Source organism: Geitlerinema sp. PCC 9228, from assembly GCF_001870905.1.
Taxonomy (GTDB): Bacteria; Cyanobacteriota; Cyanobacteriia; order Cyanobacteriales; family PCC-9228; genus PCC-9228.
The window spans coordinates 1-20523 of the sequence record NZ_LNDC01000037.1 but is presented as its reverse complement, the minus strand read 5'-3'; the positions used below and the strand labels follow the sequence as shown (position 1 = coordinate 20523).

The following is a 20523-nucleotide window of genomic DNA, read 5'->3' as shown; positions in this document are numbered from 1 at the left end:
GAACCACCAAGAACCTGCCGAAAAAACACTGGTTAGATGCCGCCTGCGTGGGAAAATCTACTCCCAAAAACCTCAAAGTCAAAGAGCCTCTGTTGGGGTGGCTGCCTTTCCCGCAGCAGTTCTTGCCCCAGCCAGGCCAAATCCATGGCATGTCTTGCCCGTGCCGACACGCCCTAGCAAGTTAGATCCAAGGGGGTAATATATGAATTTTTTTTGACGATGCTGGAATAAATTGATGGCATTTTCCAGTTTTCTTTACTAATTGGGAGGGTAGAGCCGCAAGATTTGCCTAAGAGACTCCTCCAAACCAAATGCCGCGTTTTTCTCCAATTCGGTCTTATCGAGATAAGGGGGCATCCACGGCACCTTTGTGAGAATCTTTATCGGCAGATGGTTAGAGACTGCTAGACCTTAACTACTTCGGTGCATAACCAGTTCGTTTTCGATACAAATGTCTGGGTAACATCCCAGGCAGAAAGCGACTAGAAGGGCAGGTTTGCTACCGAAATCATTGTTTCCGTTTGGTATACGGCTTCTGGTTTATTTAGCTACAGTTTGAGAATTTTTGTAGAAGAAATACTTAATGATAACCGATCTTTTAATACGGGAAAATCCACTTCTACTTCGCTTCTACCATAAATCTACTATGAATAGAAAAAAAAAAGTTCTGGGAAAATCGCTTAATTAAGTTATATCGCTTTTCAGAAAAAGGCAATTCTTGTATAATGAGGTTAGGAGGGCTACGAACCATTCTCCCGAACGCATAAGGAAAACCAGAGGACCTAGATGGAGAAATGCCTAGATCGAAGTGCAATGCATTTTTCCGAACGCTCGCCTACTTGAATCCGATAGCGGTAGCTAGAGGGTTGGCTTTGCCAAGCCAAGGCGGATGTACATTTAAATGCAGCCCTCGTTCAATGAAGTTGCCATGGAGATGTATACTCCGTACCCAAACCGGCCACCGCCAGTCCCTTGCCAAGTTGGTCCGGTAGCTACCCGCACTTTCCATCTCGGTCATGGAATCCGACGCTTGCGTTACCTCCCAATCTATTGATGAGGTATTAAGTAAGAGCCCTGCTGATAAGAGGTAATACTGCACTCAAGAGCTATGCATCAAAAATTTCAAGATTTCCTCAAAAACGAAGCCGATCGCCACGAAATTTCCCGCGCCGAGCGGGAAGCCCTTATCCTGGCAATGGATGGTTACGAAATTTCGACCATTGCCGAACGGTTGGGAGTGAAACCGGAAGCGGTACGTCAGCGGCTTAGCCAGGTTTACCACAAATTCAACATTGAAGGCAGAGGCCCGGTGAAGCTGGCCAAACTGCAACAACTGTTGAGAGCGCGCTATCAAGAATATCAAGCCCGCTCTCAAGAGGTAACTGGTGCTGACGGAACCACCTTGGTTGGCGAAGAATTCATGCCCCGTTGGGAACTTTCGGAAGCTCCCGACGTATCTATGGGTTTCTACGGACGGCAAGAGCAGCTGGAAACCCTACAAAAATGGGTTTTACAGGAACAATGCCGCCTGGTGAGCATCATTGGTTTGGCGGATGTGGGCAAAACTTATCTGGCCGCCAAGCTCACCCATCAGATTAAAGATAAATTTGATTGTGTGGTTTGGAAGTCCTTGCATCGGACGCCGCCACTACATGAGTTCTTAGAAGAAATCCTGCTGCTATTTGTCAATAAAAAATCGCTGCCGGAAGATACTTCTTCGCGGATGACCTTATTTTTGGATTGTCTGCGGCAGTATCGTTGTCTAATTGTTTTCGACGAAGTGGAACGCATCCTCAGAGGCAGCGATCGCTTCGGACGCTATCAAGAAGCATTTGAAGACTACGGCATTCTGTTGCGGCGCATTGGTTCGGAACAGCACCAAAGTTGCTTGGTCCTCACGAGTTGGGAAAACCCCCTAGACGTTCACAAGCTGCAAGGTGCCACCAATCCCGTGCGTTCGGTACAGCTGTCCGGACTTACCCATGACGAAGCGCGGGAAATTCTGGAAGCCGAAGGTCTCAGCGGCGAAGAAGAATGGGATTGGCTGATCGACACCTATCGCGGTCACCCGCTGAACTTGAAACTCATCGCCCAAACCATTCAAGAATTGTTTGAAGGGGATGTGGCAGCATTCAAGGAATTCAATACCCTGCTGATTGGCAATACCCCCATGCCGCTGCAAGAGCACTTCCAACGTCTGTCGCCTTTAGAACGGCGCGTGGTGGAATATTTAGCCACGGAAATGGAAGGAGAAGCTGTTTCCTTCCCCGAGTTGCTGAAGGGGTTGAAATCGCCTCCTTTAGGAACTTCCGAACTCATCGAAGCTCTGGAATCCCTCAAACAGCGATCGCTGGTGGAACCGGCCAAAACCGGTAGCGGCAGTTCCAAACAAATGCAGTTCTGCCTGCAACCCATCGTCAAAAAATACATTCAGAGCGAACTAGCAGAATCCACCACTGCAGAGTAAAGGATGCTGCTTGCAGCCAATCCTTCGAGAAAGTAACGCCTAGCAACCCACTAGCCACCGGTTAGTGGGTGTCATCCTAGATATTCAGAGATGGCATCAGTTTGGTTCTATAGACCGCCAGTAGCCGAACCTGTAGCCGTCTTCAAAGAGAAACTGCTCTCGGGTTGAACTACCCCCATGTAGGCGATGGTCTCCCCTCTGTGGGACGCCAGCACCATCGCCTCAAGAGACCGACAACTCCAGTTGAATGCTTTTAACTCCCCCAAGGGCGTCATGAGACGCCATCGCCAGCCGAGGAATTGCTCGTCAACATCGAGGGAGGGAAGTTTTTTGGTCAGCACCCCGGCTGAAGCATAGGGGCTTCATGCCTCCAGCTTCGGGTAGTTGACCAGCCTGAGCTCTTTGGGGCTATGTTTTTAGAGTCATAGCACTTTCGGTGTTGGTCGCCCTGCCGTTAACGGTTAAACCGCCCTACCAGGGGTCAGGCCGTGCCGTTAGCTCCACCAGCCCGAAAAACATTGGCCAGGAAACAGGGTAGGCGATTCCGGCTCTAACACCGACAGAGCGGAAACTGCACCTCTTTTCGCTCTCTCCGGGCATGGGGAAAGTGACTCAAGTCACTGTTCGTTTTTCCTCCCGGCGCTCCAGCGACAGGGCTTGCAAACGTATCGAAGATTTTCCGTAAAAATCCCGACAATCTGGATATTTGCCAGAATTGCCGTATGTCTTTGGTTATCAACGATCGCTACCAATTAATTCGCCCCTTACGACCTTTAGATGCGCGACATCCAACGGAACTTTGGCAAGTGACCGACGGCGAACAACAGTTGGTCATGAAATTGCTCAAAGATGCCAATCCCAAGCGCATAGAAGCCTTTGAACGAGAGGCGTTTGTGCTGCAGCGTCTGTCTCACCCCGGCATTCCCAAAGTGGACGCTGACGGATATTTTTCTATAGACGCGCAGGCTGTGCTATCTGGGGAGAACCATGGCAATCGAAACCTCTCTGGAAAACTATTCCAGCATCAAGAATCCTTACCTGCCTTGGTCATGGAATGGGTGGAGGGGGACACACTAGAATCGTGGCTGCAAAAATACGGTCCCATTTCCCAGAAAACAGCCATTAACTGGTTGCAACAGCTGGCAGAAATTCTGAGATATCTCCATAGCAGCGGCTTTTTCCATCGGGATATCAAACCTGAAAATATCATATGCCGCCCGGATGGAAAATTAATGTTAATTGATTTTGGTTCCGTCCGAGAAATGGATGCCGTTTATCTGGCCAAAATCAGTTGGGGCGAAGAGATTGCCGAAATTTCCGGCATTACCGCCATCGTTTCGGCTGGCTATACACCGCCAGAACAAGTTCAGGGCAAAGCTGTTCCCCAATCCGACTTCTTTGCTTTGGGACGCACCTTGGTTCGCTTGCTTGCCGGGCAGCATCCCGCTCAAATGCCGCAAGATACAGATACCGGAAGGCTCCTGTGGCGAGAACAGGTACCGGAACTGTCGGCGGCTTTGGGAGATTTGCTCGATGAAATGATGGCACCTTCTCCCGGACAGCGACCGCAAACCGCACAAGCCATCTGCGATCGCTTGCAATCGAAAAATTGGTGGGTACCACCGAAATCCAGTTGGTTGCCAATTCTCAATCCCTTCCCCAAACTTTCCGCTTTCATATTTGCCCTACTTTTGGGAACCGGTACATTTATAAGCTTTTTTGAAGGGCGGCCTTGGCTGTTTCAATACACCTACAACCGCGGTGTTAACGAACTTCAGGAAGCCCAGAGCCTTCCCCTATCTTCCGAACAACGCCAACCCCAAGTTGAAAATGCCCGCTGGTGGTTGCAAAAAGCCCTATGGCTGCGCTACGAACCAGCCAAAGCCCATTATTCTCTGGGACAAGCCTGTTTGGAAGTCCAAGACTTTGCTTGCGCTGCCCAACAATTTCGCCAAGCAACCAGCGACCCAAAAATAGCCGTTTTGGCTTTAAATAACTTAGGATACGTTTCCATCAAGCAAAAAAAATACCAACAGGCAGAAGAATATTTATCCCGTGCCTGGCAGCTGCTCAATCCCAGTGCCCAAGCAATTCCCGACCAAAGTCCCAACCAAGATAGCCAACCATCCAACATCAACCAGTTGCTCCGGTATACTATTAACAAGAATTACGGTTGGGCTTTGTTAGAGCAGGGAGATCTCCAAAGAGCAGCAGAAAGATTGCGCGCAGCCACAACGGCAGCCTCCGATCGCGCCGCCGGCCACTGTTTGCTAGCACAGGTGAAAGAACGTCAGGGAGAAAATGCCATCGATCTTTGGCAGCAGTGCTATCTTTTTGCTTCTCCTTTGGAGTCCATTGAAGAAAAAGAATGGCTGCAACAAGCCCGGCAAAAGCTAGACAATGCAGGACATTTGTTATGAAAGGTAGGCTACCAACGGTCGTTTTTGTCACTTTAGCAGCCGCTGCTACTTCCTCAGGCGTTTGGCTGGGAAAATTGCTATCGCCACCGGTGCAGGCACAACCCCCCAGCGTTGGAGAAGAATGTCTTCCCATCGCCGATATAACCAGTGTTGACGGGAAAGTACGCCATAAAAGGGTGAGCTGGGACGAGTTTCACCAAGCCGAAGAGGGCAAATCTCTCTGCCGCGGCGATCGCTTGCAAGTACTGGAAGGGGGAAGCGCTAGCATTGTCTGTCGCGCTGACGGCAAAACCATATCTGTCTCCGAAGAAGACCAACCTTGGCTGGTGAACCACCACTGCCGCTCTCCCGAATGGAGTCAAATCGATGATACTGCCGTTCCCAATCCCCGCAGCGGCGATCGCGAACTCGAAATTCTTTCCCCGCAAAACACCTTACTGCCTACCCCGCAACCCACCATCCGTTGGACGCCCATCGCCGGTGCCGCCAGCTATACCATTCAGGTTAACCAAGTCGATGGGGATAGTTGGTCCCGGGAAAACCTAACCACCACCGAGCTTGCCTATCCATCAGAAGAAGAAGCTTTACAATATCCCTACAGTTACAAACTCACCATTTTTGCCTTTGACGGCGAAGGCAACGAAATTGCCAAAGACAGCAAAATATTATTTACCATACCCGAGAGCAAAGCTCCCTAACCCTCCTCTTTCTATAAAAATATGCAAGGGAATACTCCCAAAAAAACAGGGGCACTTTATTTTGATTTTGAAGTGCCCCGAAAAAAATACATCCTATTATCTATTGCAAGAAATTATAGAGGTATCCTTATTCCACCCCTGCCATTTCTTCGATGGGATTGCCAGAACGTTCGGTACTGCCGGGTTTATCTTGACGAATAAGCAAATCGAAAGCATGTTCGCCCACAGCCGCCCTGACATCGTCTTCCAGTTCGTGGAAAACATTGCGGTTGAGGGCAAAAGCATAATTAGCCTCGTCTACAATTTTCTGCGCCGTTTCGTCATCCACAGGCAAGCTGTTCAGGGTATCTCGATAGCGAGCTTTAAACGCCCGACGGGCTTCCACCGTGGGAATTTCATCAAACTCGTGCAACCCGGTGCCCCGATCGGGAGGTAAATTCAGCGCCGAACGGGTAATGTTGCGCAAACTTTGTCCGCCAGACAAATCCCCCATATAGCGAGTATAGGAATGGGCAACCAACAACGCCGGATTTTCCTTAGAAACTTCCAAAATGCGGTTCACGTAGACCTTCCCTGCCGGCGAAGCCGCAATTTCATCGCGCCAGTTTTCGCCATAGTAGAAAGCCAAATCCTCTTCCAGCTTTTGGGTTCGGTTCAATTCAGGGAAATACATAGGACCCACCACCGGATGGTTTTGATGGCGCTGGATTTCTGCCTCTAGCGTACTGTAAACATAATACAAATCGGCAGTTAGCTTGCGGAAAGGCTCCCATTCTACAACGCCTTTGAGGAAGCATTTCATGAAAGCCGTATTTTCGGCTGCGGTATGGGAATGTTTGGTTCCTTCTCGTAGTTGTTGTGCTAAATTTGTACTCATTTTGCTTGACGGTGGTTTTGGTTTTCAGGCTATATTTTCAATCTGACTTTTTAATCACTATATAGCGATTAAAAAATAAATGAAAGCCAACTTTGGAAAACTTAACTTTGAACAACCGAGCTGACGAAAAAAGACGGGAGCTTGAAAGCCCTACCTCTTTCCCAGCAAGGATGAAAAGCGACCCGTGCGGCGGTCGCCGCTGTCAAAATGTGCTACACTTGCATTGAAAGTACGTCCACAATGGGGGCGGAAAAACGCTTGCCGAGGGGAATGTCGCCGGGGATGGGCTAGCTCTGTGCGCGAATCTCTTCACAGGCACACCCAACGAAGCGAGAATCTTACGAATTCTATTGATAAGAGTGTCAAGGAGCGTACCGAATCGTGGGAGATTGGGAGTTTAGGGGCTTGGGAGATAGAAAAATGCAACGATACCAAATCCGATATACAAACATCCCAATTCCTTGTCAGGGCAATCTCGGTGTGGTTGCCCCCTAATGCACATTGCTACACTTTCGCAGTTGATCTATGTCGGATTCCGTCTGAATTATTTTCTCCCATGCTCGGTACGCCCTCATGCACCCATCCCCTACTTCCCACAACGCCAACCAACCCCACTCCCACGCCGTGCCAACTCCGCTTCGATTTCTGCCAAAACTTGGTTTTTAGAAACTTGCCAATGGGGTGCCAGCAACGTATTGTGGAGCGCATCCCCCATAAACCGCTGTACCACAGTATAGGGGGGTAGATATTCTAGAAAATCGCAAACGAGAGGAATGTAGGCTGCTGGGGTCAGCGTTTCTACCTTACCGGCAGCGTATTCTTTCGCCAAAATCGTGCCCTTGACAATGTGAAGGTGGTGCAACTTAATACCAAAAGCAGCAAAATCAAGGGGCGCTACCAAATCCCCCAAACGCTTGGCTGTCTCCCGCATCATCTCCGGCGTTTCCCCAGGTAAACCCAGGATAACGTGAACGCACAAATGCAATTGACGACCGGAAGCGCGCTGCACTGCATCGGCAAATTCTGCCCACGTATGCCCCCGGTTGAGGCGGTTGAGGGTGCTATTGTGGCTGCTTTCCAAGCCCAACTCCAGCCACAAATGGTTTTTTTGGGCATAGGCTTGTAACAGGTCTAAAACTGGGTTGGGAACGCAATCGGGTCTTGTGGAAATATCCAATCCCACAATGTCAGAAACGGAAAGAGCTTCGTCGTAGAGCGCTTGTAATTGGGGGAGGGAGGCGTAGGTATTGGAATAGGATTGGAAATAGGCGAGAAAATACTTGTAATTGGGGTGTTTTTGACGGATGCAGGCGATTTGTTGTTGTAGTTGTTCGCGTATGGATAGATGGCGTTTGCCCCACCCCAAACTAAAGCTACGATTGTTGCAGTAGGTGCAACCACCGCGGGATTTGCTGCCGTCGATGTTGGGGCAAGTAAAGCCGCCGTCAACGGAAATTTTTTGTACCCGCTTCCCGAAGCGATCGCGGAAAAATTTTCCTAAGGTATATAATTGCGCTTGATTGGCAGTAATTTTTGGAGCAGGATCTTGTACCATAGCTGTTCGCAGCCCTTTTTGCGATCGCCGTCCCGATTTTCCTAATACTGGAGATACCATATTAGCTTGATGGTAGCGTTTGTTGCCTTTGGACGAACCATTTTGATGCAAATTTTTATGTTTTGGGTGCCTGTATGTCTAATAAAAGTATCGGTCTAGATGATTCTCTACACAACTACCTGCTGTCCACTTCCTTGCGAGAACCGCAGATTGCCCAATTGCTGCGGGAAGAAACTGCCCGCATGGAATCTGCCAGAATGCAAATTGCGCCGGAACAGGGTCAATTTATGGCTTTTTTGGTGCAACTGATGGGGGCGAAGAAAACGCTGGAAGTTGGCGTGTTTACTGGGTATAGTTCCCTGTGTGTGGCGCAGGCACTACCTACCGACGGTCGGGTGGTTGCCTGCGATGTGAGCGATGAGTATACTTCAATTGCACGTCGGTATTGGTCGGCGGCGGGGGTTGCCCAAAAAATTGACTTGCGACTGGCACCTGCTATAGAAACGCTAGACGATTTGTTGGGGAAAGGGCAAGCGGGAACGTTTGATTTTGCGTTTATCGATGCGGATAAAGAAAATTACTGGAATTACTACAAGCGATCGCTAGAATTGTTACGTCCTGGTGGTTTGGTTGCCATCGATAACGTGCTTTGGTCGGGAAGAGTGGCTGACGACAGCATTCAAGACCAAAACACCAAAGCCATTCGCGAATTCAATCAAAAAATTCATCGCGACGAACGGGTGGATATCAGTATGGTTCCCATTGCTGATGGTTTGACCCTAGCCAGGAAAAAGGCCTCCCCCATTTCTAAAAAATAGCGATCGCTTTAATGGTTCCATACAACAGGGCATTTCGTGAAGCATACCAAATCCGTACGGGAAAGACCCAATAATGGAATTTGGTCAAATTCCCTGTATGAGGTATTGACAAGGGGGACAGTTCAGGTTAAATTTTTGATTTGACTATATCGGATTTGGTATCCCCTACCAAAACGCGCCCATCATTTCTTGCAAATTTTTTAAAAAATGGTGGAACGACGCCACCAAAAATGGGTGGATGCCGGACTTTCTACAGATTCCTACATCCACCCAAAAGCAACCATATTTTTCATTGCTCTTGTTGGTCTCGATCGAGAAAATCGGGATAAACCCACTGGGATTCCGATGGTGGCTGCATGGCTTTCCTTCTAACTGCCTCTTCCGCCATTTCCAACATCTGGTCTAAAGGCGTTTCTTGGATAAACTTGGAAGCAGCAGCAGCATACTCGCGGTGGGGGCATTTATCCCCCAAAACGCAGCCGTTGACGCAAGCCACAGAACAATCAATTGTATTGGGGTCAGCCATAACTACCTCAAAAAAAAACGATCCAATTAGACAGGAATTACCTATAGCCTAATTGCACGAGTGGTATTTTTCCAAATCTTCCTGAAAGAAAGCGATCGCAACTTCCAAGCATCTCCACTTTCTCCCAAATACCGAACGAACGTAGTCGCTGGATTGGTTTATTGCAGCGTCGCCAGTGCCTTAAACAAAATACTGTTGACAAAGCCAAGGGCAATCGAGCCGAGCAAAGCACTGCCAATGCCCCAATTTAAGCGAAATCCAGAAACCAGCCAGGCAGCCAAACCAAAGATAATCGCGTTAATGACAATCGAGAACAAACCAAAAGTAAGCACAGTAACCGGGAACGCAAAGAACGCCAAAACCGGTTTCAAAATGGCATTCAGAATGCCAAACACTGCAGCAGAAAGCAAAGCTTTGCCGAAACTATCGATTTCGACGCCTGTGGGAATCTTGGAAATAATTAACAGACTAACAGCCGTTACCAGCCAGGAAATAATTAAACCAAACATAAAGCAGAAAGCTAATTTCAGGACAACTACCTTCCATTAAAACAAACTGCTCCTAGATTCCGCTTAGACGTTAAACCGAAATAGCATCACATCTCCCTCTTGCACCAGATAATCTTTCCCTTCACTGCGCAGCCATCCCTTCTCTTTCGCCGCATTCATATTGCCAGCTTTTACCAAATCTTCGTAAGCAATGGTTTCCGCGCGAATGAATCCCCGTTCAAAGTCCGAGTGAATCACGCCTGCAGCTTGGGGTGCCAGCATGCCAGCGCGAATAGTCCAGGCGCGGGTTTCTTTTTCGCCGGTGGTAAAGAAGGTCCGCAAGCCCAGCAAATCGTAAGTAGCGCGAATCAACGATTTCAAACCACCGGTTTCCACGCCCAAACTGGCTAAATAGTCCTCCTGCTCTTCTGGAGAGAGTTCCAGCAATTCCGATTCTACCTGTGCGGATACCACCACCACTTTCGCATTTTCCTCGCTGGCTCTTTGGCGTACTTTTTCCACCGATTCGTTCCCAGTTGCCAAGTCGGCTTCAGAGACATTGGCGGCGTAGATGACTGGCTTGCGGGTTAACAATCCCAGGGGTTTGATAATTTCTGCTTCTTCTGCGGTTAAATCCGCTAGCCTGGCGGGTTTGCCGGCATCCAAAACCGATTGCAGTTTTTCCAGAATTTCTAGTTCTGCTTGTGCCTCTTTGTGGGCGCGTGCCTGTTTGCGAACTCGTTCCATGCGCCGTTCTACCTGGGCCAAGTCAGACAAGCCGAGTTCTAAGTTAATGACATCGATATCGCGCCAGGGGTCTACCGAACCGGAAACGTGAACGATATCGTCGCTTTCAAAGCAACGCACCACATGCACGATCGCATCAACTTCGCGAATGTGGGAGAGAAATTGGTTGCCCAAACCTTCACCGCGGCTGGCCCCTTGTACCAAACCAGCGATATCTACAAATTCGATGCGGGTGGGAACAACTTGAGCGGATTGGGAGATTTCGGCGAGGGTGGGTAACCGTTCATCGGGAACGGCAACTACGCCAACGTTGGGTTCGATGGTACAAAAGGGAAAGTTGGCGGCTTCGGCTTTGGCATTGGAAACCAAAGCGTTGAATAGGGTGGATTTACCTACGTTGGGGAGTCCGACGATACCAGCTCTGAGCATAGAAGTTTTGCGATTGGAATTGGGCGTGAAAGAGATTGCTGGGGAAACTTTTGTCTATTATGCCAGAATAGCAGAATTACAATTTTCGCTAAAGTTGGGCGATCGCTCGGTTTATGGTCAATCCCAATCAAGCTCCCTTGATCGAGGTTTTGCAAAAAGTAGCCATGAACTCCCAGGTGCCTTTTTTTACCCCCGGACACAAACGCGGGCAGGGAATGGCGTCTGTGTTACGCCAGTGGTGGGGAGCGGAAGTATTTCAAGCGGATTTGCCGGAGTTGCCGGAGTTGGATAATTTGCTAGCTCCCAGCGGGGTTTTACAGCAGGCGCAGGACCTGGCAGCGGCGGCGTTTGGGGCGTCGCAGACCTGGTTTTTGACCAACGGATCTACGGCGGGGATTGTGGCAGCTATTCTCGCAACTTGTGGGGAAGGGGAGAAAATCGTGCTGCCGCGCAACGTTCACCAGTCAGTGATTTCGGGGTTGGTGCTATCGGGGGCGATGCCGGTGTTTGTGGAACCGGCGTACGATGAAGTTTGGGGGATTGCTGGTGGGGTGACTCCGTCGGCGGTGGCGGGGGCTCTGACGAACCATCGGGATGCCAAGGCGGTGATGTTGGTATCGCCGACCTATTACGGGGTGGCAAGCGATCTGGAAGCGATCGCGAATATTGTCCATCAGTACGAGATTCCGTTGTTGGTGGATGAGGCCCATGGGGCGCATTTTGGGTTTCATCCATCGTTGCCCCCCTCGGCCATGGCGTCGGGGGCTGATTTGGCGGTGCAGTCTACCCACAAGGTGTTGGGGGCCATGACCCAGGCAGGGATGCTGCACTGTCAGGGAGAGCGCATCGACCGGCAGCGGTTGCGGCAGAGCCTAGCTATGGTGCAATCGAGCAGTCCTAGCTATATTTTGCTGGCGACGTTGGATGCGGCTAGGCAGCAAATGGCCCTGCAAGGGCGGGAATTGATGGCAAATGCGTTGGCGTTGGGCGATCGCGCGGCCGTGGAACTGCAGCAAGTGGCTGGGGTTGAGGTTTGGGAACCCACTCAATTTCCCCGGCGCGATCGCAGCCGAATAACGGTGGATGTTTCCCAACTGGCTGGTGGTGGTTATGAGGTAGATGTGTTACTGCACGAGGAATTTGGTGTTACTTGCGAGTTGCCTACCCCATACCATTTGATGTTTTTAATTACCTTTGGCAATACCGAGGAAGATATCGACCAGTTGGTGGGGGCTTTTTGTGCGGTTGTTCGCCAGGGGGGGCGGAACTTTGATGGGAGGATTGTTCTCCCTGCCATACCCAGACCGGCGTTGGCTTGCTCGCCGCGGCAGGCTTTTTACGCTGCTCAAGAAACGGTGAGTTGGCGACAGGCGCGCGATCGCATTAGTGCGGTGTCGGTTTGTCCGTACCCACCGGGGATTCCTTTGTTGGTGCCTGGTGAAGTCATTTCAGAAGCAGCGATCGCCTATTTGGCCCAAGTGCAAGACAGCGGTGGCACCATCGTTGGCTGTAGCGATACCGACGAGCAAACCATCGCCGTCCTGGCAGAAGACCCAAAAAACGCTTGACGGGGGAGGCGATCGTGGTTTACCTTACAAATTTTTGCATGCAGCTCCCCTAGTATAGCGATCGCGTACTGGTGTGTACCGCGCCTCTACCCACTGGTTGGTATCGCTGCCCCCAACTGGGCAAATTTCCTCCAAAGGACATCTGCAAACATTGGTAGGGAAAATTTTTCGCCCTGATGCGCCTGTACGTCAAAATAGGGTATAGCGAAGGGGTTTAAAAACGGCTGACAATCGCCTTCTGGAAAGTGCGACTGGAGCTATTTACCATCAGGAGGGATCGAACCGCTTCGCCATATTTTGCTGTTTGCCATTTTTGTTCTCTGTTCCCCTTACCGAGAGTGTCCATATGTCTGTTCCCCTGTGGCCGTACGTGACGCCAGGCATTCCTGACGAACTTTTTGAACGCTTGCCGGGGATTCCCCTTAGCAAGCGGGAAGTACGTTTGATGATTATTTCGCAATTGCGGTTGGAAAAAACCTCTGTCTTTTGGGATATTGGTGCTGGTACCGGAACCATTCCCGTGGAAACAGGATTGCTGTGTCCGGAAGGGAAAATTATTGCCCTGGAACGGGATGAGGAAGTTGCTAATTTGATTCGCCGCAACTGCGATCGCTTCGGGGTTCCTCATGTAGAAGTAGTAGAAGGCAGCGCACCGGATTGCCTGCAAACCCTCCCCTACCGACCGGATCGCGTGTGCGTGGAAGGGGGCAGACCGATCGAACAAATTCTGCAAAAAGCCTGGACTTACCTACGACCCAACGGTCGGATTGTCGCCACAGCCTCTAATTTGAAAGACTTGTACGCCATTTCCCAAACCTTCTCCGAACTCCATGTTCGCCATGTGGAAGTGGTGCAACCGGCGGTGAACCGTTTGGAGTCGCGGGGCAGCCATCAAGCCTTTGCCGCCATTAGTCCCATGTTTATTCTCAGTGGCGAGAAGTTAGATTAAAACCAGTTTTTGCGTCGGCCTGGCCCTGGACTCGAAGGGTCGAAGGATGCCCTGTGCGGGCGTTAAAATCTGGTTAAGCCAACCCTGAATGGTTGGTGCTGGAGTTTTGGGGGAGTTTCCCCGAGCCGGCGCAACCTCAGGATCGCAAAAGCTACACAACCACGAACCACCTAACCAAATTATGCCTTGGTCTCGTATCCTCAGTGGATTGATTGCAATTGTTCTGGCGTTGGGCGTCACCATTTTAGGGGGCTGGTATTTTACGATTGGGGTCGGTATCCTCGTCTTCCTCGGCCAGCTCGAATATTTTCGCCTCGCCCGGGCAAAAGGAATTGCGCCGGCTGGAAAAACCACCCTGGTTGTCAGTCAAATCTTGCTCGTCGTGGCTACCCTTTCCGCGACCATCGACGATGCGGTGTTTCCGGTGCCACCGGCTACCATCACCGATGCGGTTTTGCCGGTGGCGGGCACGTTTATTTGTTTTTACCTGCTGTTTCAGCCTAAATTCGCTACTATTGCCGATATTTCAGCTTCGATTTTGGGGCTGTTTTATGGCGGCTATTTGCCTAGCTACTGGGTCCGCTTGCGCAGTTTGGACCTGTTTGCTACTCAAAACTTGCCTCTGGCTGGGTACTGGCCGGCGCAAATGGGCGATTGGCAAAATTTGCCCCAAGGATTGAGCGCTACGTTGCTGGGCTTTTTTTGTATTTGGGCGGCGGATATTGGGGCCTATGTAATTGGCAAAGGGTTCGGTCGCACCCGGCTGTCGGAAATCAGTCCGAAAAAAACTGTGGAAGGGGCAATTTTTGGCGTGTTCAGCAGTATTGCCGTTGCCCAGGTGGGGTCTTACTATTTGGACTGGACTTTTTGGCCCGCTAGTGGTATAATATTAGGTCTTTTGATTGGGCTGGCAAGTTTGTTGGGGGATTTGACGGAATCTATGATGAAACGGGATGCGGGGGTGAAAGACTCGGGGCAGTTAATTCCCGGTCACGGCGGCATTCTCGATCGCGCCGACAGCTATGTGTTTACAGCTCCTTTGGTGTATTACTTTATCACGTTGTTTCTGCCCCTGTTAGAGAAGTTGCCGGTCTGACCAGCAACTGGGCACTACCGGCTAGCCGACCGGTATCTAGGGTGAGTTCCTCGATCGCCACATCCGTTCCCAAGTCCCAAGAATACTCTTCTAGAGGCAACCATGGGGAAGGGGGGTCGATTTGAATGCGGGGGTGGGCAAGTCGCAGTTGGGAGGGGGTGGTGGCTTGCAGCTGGGTTTGCAGGCGACAGCAACGCCCCTGGGAATTGGCAATTTCCCAAATTAAGCCGTTGGGTTGCAGTTGGATGTGCGTGCGGGGAAAGGTTTCTGGGGAGGGGGAGGTGCCAAACAAAGCGATCGCGGCGTGGAGTCGCTGGCGGGTGGTGGCGTTGGAGGTGGATTGCCACCAGGTTTGGAGAACCTCAAACAGGGCTGCTGCCAGCAAAGAAGGGGCGGTGGTTGCTTGGGAATGGCTGCCGCTGTCTAGGGAAGTATTGAGATCGGCTTCGGTGAGTTGTACTTGCATGCAGGCTGAAATGGTTTCGGAAAGGACCAAGGGATGCCCTCGTAAAATATCGCCGATTTGCAGGTGAATTTGGTGGGCTGTGGCGCGCACCCAATGCAAGGCAATTCCGCGATAGGTAGCATTTTCAGCGGTGAGTACCACCTGGGGAATTTGTCCGGAGAAAATTTGACGGTTGCTGCCATGGATGTCGATATGTAGGCTGTCTAAATGGTCTAGTTGCGATCGCAGCCACCACTGGAGAGCACCTCGGAGCACACGACCTACGGCAGATACTGGAGAATTGGATGTCGTTGGCATTCGATCGGAAATTGGAGAACCGTCCACTTTCATAGCAACAAAGATGATAAATATATCTGGTAAACAGCCTACTTAGCAAAATACCTTCTGGGTATTTTCAGTTGGTGGCTGTCAGGTTGGCCCCAGTTTCAGGGGTCTGATAGCAGCTGTAGCTCTGGTGGGTGCGGTGTTTGGTGCCGGTACTGGTCAGCCAACTCCCCACCGATCTCTTAAGATTCGTTTCTATGTATTTCTAACTATTCCGGTAATATTTGTACAGAGCGTGCTAGCAGTCAACCCTGTGATGGTGCGTGCCTACCGCACCGATCCTTCGGCCCATCGCCAAGGGCTGTTTTTTCCCCAGAAAAGGTCGCCGCCAGCAGTTGATATGCTCTCGCTCCCCCTTTGTCTTGCTGTATATCCTTGGCAGTCCATGCAGGAAAGACTGCAAAAAATCCTTTCCCAATGGGGAATCGCTTCCCGCCGTCATGCCGAACAAACGATCCTTGACGGACGGGTGCGCGTGAACGGAAAACCGGTTTCTGTGGGAGATAAAGCCGATCCCCAACGCGATCGCATTGAGGTGGATGGCACTGTCTTGCATCCCCAACAACGCCCGCAGCTGCTGTACTTGCTCTTAAACAAACCGTTGGGCGTGGTTTGTACTTGCAGCGATCCCGCCGGTCGGCAAACGGTTCTAGATTTGCTACCGCAGCAACTACGCCAGGGGCAAGGATTGCATCCGGTAGGGCGTTTGGATGTTGATTCGACCGGGGCCTTGATTTTGACCAACGACGGCGATTTAACGTTTCGCTTGACCCATCCCCGCCACGAATTGCCCAAAACCTATTCCGTATGGGTCAAAGGCTTTCCCACCCCAGCTGCCCTCCAAAAGTGGCGTCAGGGAGTCCGTTTGTCCGTGGGGAAAACGCAGCCAGCCCGGGTTGAGGTGCTCAAAAAAGACCGCAAAAAGGGGCAAACCCTGCTGCGGGTGACCATCCGCGAGGGCAAAAACCGACAAATTCGACGCATTGGCGATCGCTTGGGATATCCAGTGGTACGCTTGCACCGTACGGCCATTGGTAACATTCGCCTAACGCCTCCGCCGCCGTCACCGCAAAAACCATATTTGCCACCAGGAGCGTATCGATTCCTCAGCGATGGGGAGGTGGCAGCTCTAAAACATAGATAATATTAGGTAAAAATTTTCTATGAGGTTTGGATGTAGGTCCCCAGGAGCATTCATGATGAAGAAACGCCCCCCCAAACAGAATCCCCACCAACAGCAGCAAGAAAAGCGGGCTGTCAAATTGCGAGAGCTTGGGGCTTTGCTGCGAGAAACTCGTCAGGAAAAGGGCATGTCCGTAGAAGAAGTGTCGGCTAAGGTAAAAATCCGTGCTTGTATTTTACGGGCAATTGAAGAAGGCAATTTGGACAAACTTCCCGAAGCAATTTACGTGCGGGGGTTACTTTACCGGTATGCTGAATTTTTAGGGGAAGACAGTAGCGAAATCAGCCAGCAATTTCCGGTGGATGAGTTTAATTGGCTGTTTGCCAAACACTTTTGGTTGCAGTTGCCCATGCCCCAACTACGACCCATTCATTTGTATCTCTTTTACATTCTTTTGGTAGGGTTTTCCGTACAAGGATTGTCGTCTTTTGTCACCCGCTCTGCCTCCGATTCCAATCCCATGCGCACCAGTTCCCAAGTGCAAGAACCTTCCTGGCCACCAAGAGATGCTCCCACCTCCCGCGATCGCCCTACTCAACCCCAACCCGCCACCGCACAATCGTCCACCCGCCCAACCTCCCAGAGTGCTGCTTCCTCGGAACCTCCCATCCGTGTTGGTTTAATCTTTAAAGAAAAATCCTGGATCCGCATCGAAGTAGATGGTCAAACCGAATTTGAAGGAACTTTGCCGGAAGGAACCCAACGTACCTGGGAAGCCCAACAGGAAGTGGTCATTCGCGCCGGCAATGCTGGTGGCGTTTTGGTGGCTTTGAACGGCGAAGATGCCAAACCTATGGGTCAACCTTGGGCGGTGGAAGAAGTGACATTTAAGCCCAACAATTAAGTGCTTCAACTGCGCTTACCAAAGGGACTAACCCAATCACTGGACAAAAATCGACATTCGTTCGGTTCGTCCAGCCTTGGTCTCGTAGCAGACTCCGTTATTTCGGTCATGACACCTTTCGCGGGTGCTTTCCAGCCTGAAGCCCTGTCGTTCGTCGTTAAACAGGTCCAGGTGATTGACAAAAACCAGTGCGGCAAACGCAAAAAGCCGAAATCACATTGGCGAGGAAAACTTAACCCGCAAACAGCGGAGTTTTTTGTCCCTGTATTCCCTGGTTGGAAAAGATTTTTGACCGGCGTTTAGGGTGTACGTCCGTAGGTTTCGGTCATAGTACGCAAGCGGTCTTTACGTTCTTGGGTGAGGCCGTCGGCATGGTAGCGCCATTCCCAGTGTCCTTCTGGTTGGCTGGGGAGGTTCATCCGCGATTCGCTGCCCAACTCCAGAATATCCTGTAGGGGAATCACGGCGCGATCGCACACCGAACTCAAAGCCAAACGAATCAAATCCCAAGGCATGCCCTCGGAACTAAGTTCCCCTAGATAGCGAATCACATTTTGCCTTTCTTCGGGGGAAATTTCCTCAAACCAACCCAAGGTCGTATTGTTGTCGTGGGTTCCCGTATAAATCACGCTATTGCGATTGCAATTAAACGGCAGATACGGGTTATCGGTTCCCGAACCAAACGCAAAATGCAAAATTTTCATCCCGGGGAAACCAAATCGATCGCGCAACGCTTCTACATCAGGGGTAATAATCCCCAAATCTTCCGCAATAATAGGCAACTGCCCTAATTTCTCGCCCAAATATTGGAAAAATTCTTCTCCTGGAGATTCCATCCATTCGCCGTTCATCGCCGTGGTTTCGCCTTCGGCAATTGCCCAAAAAGCAGCAAATCCGCGGAAGTGGTCGATGCGAATCCAATCAACATATTCCAAAATCCCTTGAAAACGCCCGACCCACCAGGCAAAATCCTGTTCTCGCAATTTCTCCCAGTTATAAACCGGATTTCCCCAAAGCTGGCCGGTTTCGCTAAAGTAATCCGGCGGTACGCCTGCCATAATACTCGGCTGACAGGTTTCGGGATTAAGGTGGAAAATTTCGGGGTTCGCCCACACATCGGCACTGTCGTGAGCCACGTAGAAGGGAATATCGCCAAAAATCTCTACACCGCGGTCGTTGGCGTATTGTTTCACTTCCTTCCACTGGCGGAAAAATTCAAATTGTAAAAATTTGTGGAATTCAATTTCATCGGCGAGCAAATTGCGCCAATAATCAAGGGTTTCCGGATGGCGGTGGGCCAACCCTGCTTCCCAGCTGTGCCAGCTGCTGTCATTATGGGCTTGCTTGAGGGCCATAAACAGGGCATAGTCTTCCAGCCAGTGGGCTTTGCTTTCGCAGAACTGATGGAACTGCTCTTGTGTCTGGCCATCTAAACGATCGTGAAAGCGCTGGTAGGCTTTGCGCAATAGGGGCATTTTCCATGCCCGTACGCGATCGTAGTCTACCCGATGGGTGGAAAAGTCAGGAATGGAGGAGAGTTCGGTTTCGCTCAACCAACCCTTTTCCAGCAATTTTTCCGGACTTATCAGCAGGTGATTGCCTGCTAATGCGGAATAGCAAAGGTAAGGAGAGTTGCCATATCCGGTAGGCCCTAGGGGCAAAATTTGCCACAACTGCTGTCGGGTTTCGGCGAGAAAATCGACAAATTGATAGGCACCACTACCAAAATCCCCAATACCAAACGGACTGGGTAGAGAGGTAGGATGCAGTAGGATACCGCTGGCTCTAGGAAAAGGCATAAATCAAAATTACGAAATTGTGCTACAAGCTACGATAGGGAGCAGTTGCTGGTGATAGAGGGTATAAACGAAAAAACCGAGCTTTGAAGAGTATAGGAGTGCCAAACCAGGATTGGTGCCACTGAAGCTCCTATCAATCTATCGCAAACATGGCGAAGTTCCAAGTTACTACGGGAAAATTGCTGAAACTAGCCGTGTCATTTGGGGAAATTCCTGTTTTATCTACCCTTTGGCGCTACAATAATAGCTTTGGCAGAATGGTTTGACCGTACGTTCTCGAAATATATTCTCAGGTATGGACGATTTTGGCAAAGAAAACGCAGGTAAAAGCAGTTGTCTGGTTTCCCGAGATTGAAGATCCCACCTCTGTAAGGGGAAATTTCCCATAAAAACGGCGCTATAGTTGCGATCGCATACTGGCGATCGCGCGTTGCTACAGCACTCTACATATCTATGATATTCAAACTTAGCAAATCGGGGAAATTTTTCTATAGAGTAGAAGAATTTCTAAATTTGCAGCATTTCGGAAGTATTTATGACTCAGACTCAATCCCTCAGAACCCCTCGCCTTTCTTCTTTGAGAGAACGCCGCTTGGCTGACAGTTCCCCATCCAGACATACCAGGCACCGCCATTCCTCCCGTAGAACGGCTTCCGCAACGACTCAGCCGCTTTCTCGCCCCCCATCCAATGCCAAACGTTCGCCAACTAGGGTCAAGCAGGCTATGGGGAAATCTCGTTCTCCACATCCGCTCACCCCTGTGCGCTCAGCGCCGCCTTTGTGGTTGCGGTTTCTACAAAAGTGGCAGCATACTTCCGGTGTAGTTGCCTTTGGCTTGGCGATCGCTGCCTGTCTGGCCTATGCCTATGCCACCCACTACCAGCAACGCTGGAGTCAAGTGTACCAACGCACCGAACAATTGCGCACCGAACAGCAGCAACTCCATGTCTATCAAGAATTACTGAAAAACCAAGTGGCCCAAGATGCCCAGGCAGAAAACACGGAGTTGGTTCCCCCCGATCCCAATCAAATTTTATTTGTGGAACCAGCTCCCATCCGCCAATTTCAGCCCCCATCGATCCACGACCGGGAACCTTCCCTGGGAAGGCGGCGGGAACCTTTGGGGTATTAGACATGTGGGAGCGACCAAGTGTGGGAAGTACAATTTCTTATTTGTTTTTACGAGCATGAATCGGGAGCTTGAAAGCCCTGACTTTTTAAAGCAGGGATGAAAAGCGACCCGTGCGACTTTAGCCGCCGTCAAAATCA

18 protein-coding genes are annotated in these 20523 nt (G+C 50.5%); 11 read left to right on the top strand and 7 right to left on the bottom strand.

Annotated elements, in window-relative coordinates:
- The 4 genes from AS151_RS22440 to AS151_RS02735 all read left to right on the top strand — a co-directional run.
- Positions 1–185 (top strand): hypothetical protein (locus AS151_RS22440; protein WP_139240467.1); only part of this gene is annotated, 185 nt, incomplete at its 5' end.
- A 923-nt stretch (positions 186–1108) separates the two neighbouring features.
- Entirely contained in the window at positions 1109–2467 is a 1359-nt protein-coding gene (locus AS151_RS02745; RefSeq protein ID WP_071515542.1) for an NB-ARC domain-containing protein, read from the top strand.
- A gap of 722 nt (positions 2468–3189) precedes the next feature.
- Positions 3190–4887 carry a serine/threonine-protein kinase gene (locus AS151_RS02740; RefSeq protein ID WP_071515541.1) on the top strand — a complete coding sequence of 566 codons (1698 nt, stop codon included), beginning with the start codon at positions 3190–3192 and terminating at the stop codon, positions 4885–4887.
- Entirely contained in the window at positions 4884–5585 is a 702-nt protein-coding gene (locus tag AS151_RS02735) for a hypothetical protein (RefSeq protein WP_071515540.1), read from the top strand. The genes AS151_RS02740 and AS151_RS02735 overlap by 4 nt, the downstream gene beginning before the upstream one ends.
- Before the next feature lie 127 nt (positions 5586–5712).
- Here AS151_RS02735 and AS151_RS02730 read toward each other — a convergent pair whose 3' ends face one another.
- Together AS151_RS02730 and AS151_RS02725 are read right to left on the bottom strand one after the other, a co-directional pair.
- Positions 5713–6462, bottom strand: a complete 750-nt coding sequence (locus tag AS151_RS02730) for a heme oxygenase (biliverdin-producing) (protein ID WP_071515539.1) — start codon at positions 6460–6462, stop codon at positions 5713–5715.
- Positions 6463–7048: 586 nt separating this feature from the next.
- On the bottom strand, positions 7049–8077 hold the full coding sequence (locus AS151_RS02725; protein ID WP_211517498.1) for a TIGR01212 family radical SAM protein: 1029 nt from the start codon (positions 8075–8077) through the stop codon (positions 7049–7051).
- Between the two features lie 74 nt (positions 8078–8151).
- Here AS151_RS02725 and AS151_RS02720 point away from each other — a divergent pair, with 74 nt between their 5' ends.
- Positions 8152–8835 (top strand): class I SAM-dependent methyltransferase, encoded by a 684-nt coding sequence (locus tag AS151_RS02720; protein WP_071515538.1) that lies wholly within the window; start codon positions 8152–8154, stop codon positions 8833–8835.
- A gap of 289 nt (positions 8836–9124) precedes the next feature.
- Here AS151_RS02720 and AS151_RS02715 read toward each other — a convergent pair whose 3' ends face one another.
- From AS151_RS02715 to ychF, 3 genes are all read right to left on the bottom strand, one after another.
- A complete protein-coding gene (locus AS151_RS02715) occupies positions 9125–9361 on the bottom strand; it encodes a hypothetical protein (protein ID WP_071515537.1) in 237 nt (78 codons plus the stop codon).
- Between the two features lie 158 nt (positions 9362–9519).
- The gene (locus tag AS151_RS02710) at positions 9520–9870 is read right to left on the bottom strand and encodes a phage holin family protein (RefSeq protein WP_071515536.1); all 351 of its coding nucleotides are present in this window, start codon (positions 9868–9870) and stop codon (positions 9520–9522) included.
- Between the two features lie 63 nt (positions 9871–9933).
- Complete coding sequence (gene ychF, locus AS151_RS02705; protein WP_071515535.1) at positions 9934–11025, bottom strand: redox-regulated ATPase YchF; 1092 nt, start codon at positions 11023–11025, stop codon at positions 9934–9936.
- A 113-nt stretch (positions 11026–11138) separates the two neighbouring features.
- Between ychF and AS151_RS02700 the strand changes: the two genes are divergently transcribed.
- The 3 genes from AS151_RS02700 to AS151_RS02690 all read left to right on the top strand — a co-directional run bounded on the left by AS151_RS02700 (position 11139) and on the right by AS151_RS02690 (position 14638).
- Positions 11139–12593, top strand: coding sequence for an aminotransferase class I/II-fold pyridoxal phosphate-dependent enzyme (locus tag AS151_RS02700; RefSeq protein ID WP_071515534.1), 1455 nt, complete (start codon positions 11139–11141; stop codon positions 12591–12593).
- A 346-nt stretch (positions 12594–12939) separates the two neighbouring features.
- A complete protein-coding gene (gene cbiT / locus AS151_RS02695) occupies positions 12940–13542 on the top strand; it encodes a precorrin-6Y C5,15-methyltransferase subunit CbiT (RefSeq protein ID WP_071515533.1) in 603 nt (200 codons plus the stop codon).
- Between the two features lie 181 nt (positions 13543–13723).
- A complete protein-coding gene (locus AS151_RS02690) occupies positions 13724–14638 on the top strand; it encodes a phosphatidate cytidylyltransferase (protein ID WP_071515544.1) in 915 nt (304 codons plus the stop codon).
- Here the strand turns inward: AS151_RS02690 and AS151_RS02685 are convergent.
- Positions 14598–15359: a DUF2993 domain-containing protein gene (locus AS151_RS02685; protein WP_170861288.1), complete on the bottom strand. Its 762-nt coding sequence runs from the start codon at positions 15357–15359 to the stop codon at positions 14598–14600. The two genes, AS151_RS02690 and AS151_RS02685, sit on opposite strands and share 41 nt — an antisense overlap.
- 454 nt (positions 15360–15813) lie before the next feature.
- Between AS151_RS02685 and AS151_RS02680 the strand changes: the two genes are divergently transcribed.
- Both AS151_RS02680 and AS151_RS02675 read left to right on the top strand, forming a co-directional pair.
- Positions 15814–16572, top strand: coding sequence for a pseudouridine synthase (locus AS151_RS02680; protein ID WP_071515543.1), 759 nt, complete (start codon positions 15814–15816; stop codon positions 16570–16572).
- 52 nt (positions 16573–16624) lie between these two features.
- Positions 16625–17455, top strand: coding sequence for a RodZ domain-containing protein (locus AS151_RS02675; protein WP_139240465.1), 831 nt, complete (start codon positions 16625–16627; stop codon positions 17453–17455).
- Between the two features lie 299 nt (positions 17456–17754).
- Here AS151_RS02675 and malQ read toward each other — a convergent pair whose 3' ends face one another.
- On the bottom strand, positions 17755–19254 hold the full coding sequence (gene malQ / locus AS151_RS02665) for a 4-alpha-glucanotransferase (RefSeq protein ID WP_071515529.1): 1500 nt from the start codon (positions 19252–19254) through the stop codon (positions 17755–17757).
- Between the two features lie 535 nt (positions 19255–19789).
- On the opposite strand from malQ, the gene AS151_RS21220 reads away from it, so the two are divergent.
- Positions 19790–20386 carry a hypothetical protein gene (locus AS151_RS21220; RefSeq protein WP_139240464.1) on the top strand — a complete coding sequence of 199 codons (597 nt, stop codon included), beginning with the start codon at positions 19790–19792 and terminating at the stop codon, positions 20384–20386.
- The last annotated feature ends 137 nt before the right edge of the window (positions 20387–20523 follow it).

Excerpts from the sequence above, each read along its gene's own strand:
- AS151_RS02675 (WP_139240465.1), top strand. The coding sequence starts at position 16,625 with ATGATGAAGAAACGCCCCCCCAAACAGAATCCCCACCAACAGCAGCAA.
- AS151_RS02745 (WP_071515542.1), top strand. The coding sequence starts at position 1,109 with ATGCATCAAAAATTTCAAGATTTCCTCAAAAACGAAGCCGATCGCCAC.
- AS151_RS02725 (WP_211517498.1), bottom strand. The coding sequence starts at position 8,077 with ATGGTATCTCCAGTATTAGGAAAATCGGGACGGCGATCGCAAAAAGGG.
- cbiT (WP_071515533.1), top strand. The coding sequence starts at position 12,940 with ATGTCTGTTCCCCTGTGGCCGTACGTGACGCCAGGCATTCCTGACGAA.
- AS151_RS02710 (WP_071515536.1), bottom strand. The coding sequence starts at position 9,870 with ATGTTTGGTTTAATTATTTCCTGGCTGGTAACGGCTGTTAGTCTGTTA.
- ychF (WP_071515535.1), bottom strand. The coding sequence starts at position 11,025 with ATGCTCAGAGCTGGTATCGTCGGACTCCCCAACGTAGGTAAATCCACC.
- malQ (WP_071515529.1), bottom strand. The coding sequence starts at position 19,254 with ATGCCTTTTCCTAGAGCCAGCGGTATCCTACTGCATCCTACCTCTCTA.
- AS151_RS02720 (WP_071515538.1), top strand. The coding sequence starts at position 8,152 with ATGTCTAATAAAAGTATCGGTCTAGATGATTCTCTACACAACTACCTG.
- AS151_RS02700 (WP_071515534.1), top strand. The coding sequence starts at position 11,139 with ATGGTCAATCCCAATCAAGCTCCCTTGATCGAGGTTTTGCAAAAAGTA.
- AS151_RS02735 (WP_071515540.1), top strand. The coding sequence starts at position 4,884 with ATGAAAGGTAGGCTACCAACGGTCGTTTTTGTCACTTTAGCAGCCGCT.
- AS151_RS02740 (WP_071515541.1), top strand. The coding sequence starts at position 3,190 with ATGTCTTTGGTTATCAACGATCGCTACCAATTAATTCGCCCCTTACGA.
- AS151_RS21220 (WP_139240464.1), top strand. The coding sequence starts at position 19,790 with ATGACTCAGACTCAATCCCTCAGAACCCCTCGCCTTTCTTCTTTGAGA.
- AS151_RS02715 (WP_071515537.1), bottom strand. The coding sequence starts at position 9,361 with ATGGCTGACCCCAATACAATTGATTGTTCTGTGGCTTGCGTCAACGGC.
- AS151_RS02680 (WP_071515543.1), top strand. The coding sequence starts at position 15,814 with ATGCAGGAAAGACTGCAAAAAATCCTTTCCCAATGGGGAATCGCTTCC.
- AS151_RS02730 (WP_071515539.1), bottom strand. The coding sequence starts at position 6,462 with ATGAGTACAAATTTAGCACAACAACTACGAGAAGGAACCAAACATTCC.
- AS151_RS02690 (WP_071515544.1), top strand. The coding sequence starts at position 13,724 with ATGCCTTGGTCTCGTATCCTCAGTGGATTGATTGCAATTGTTCTGGCG.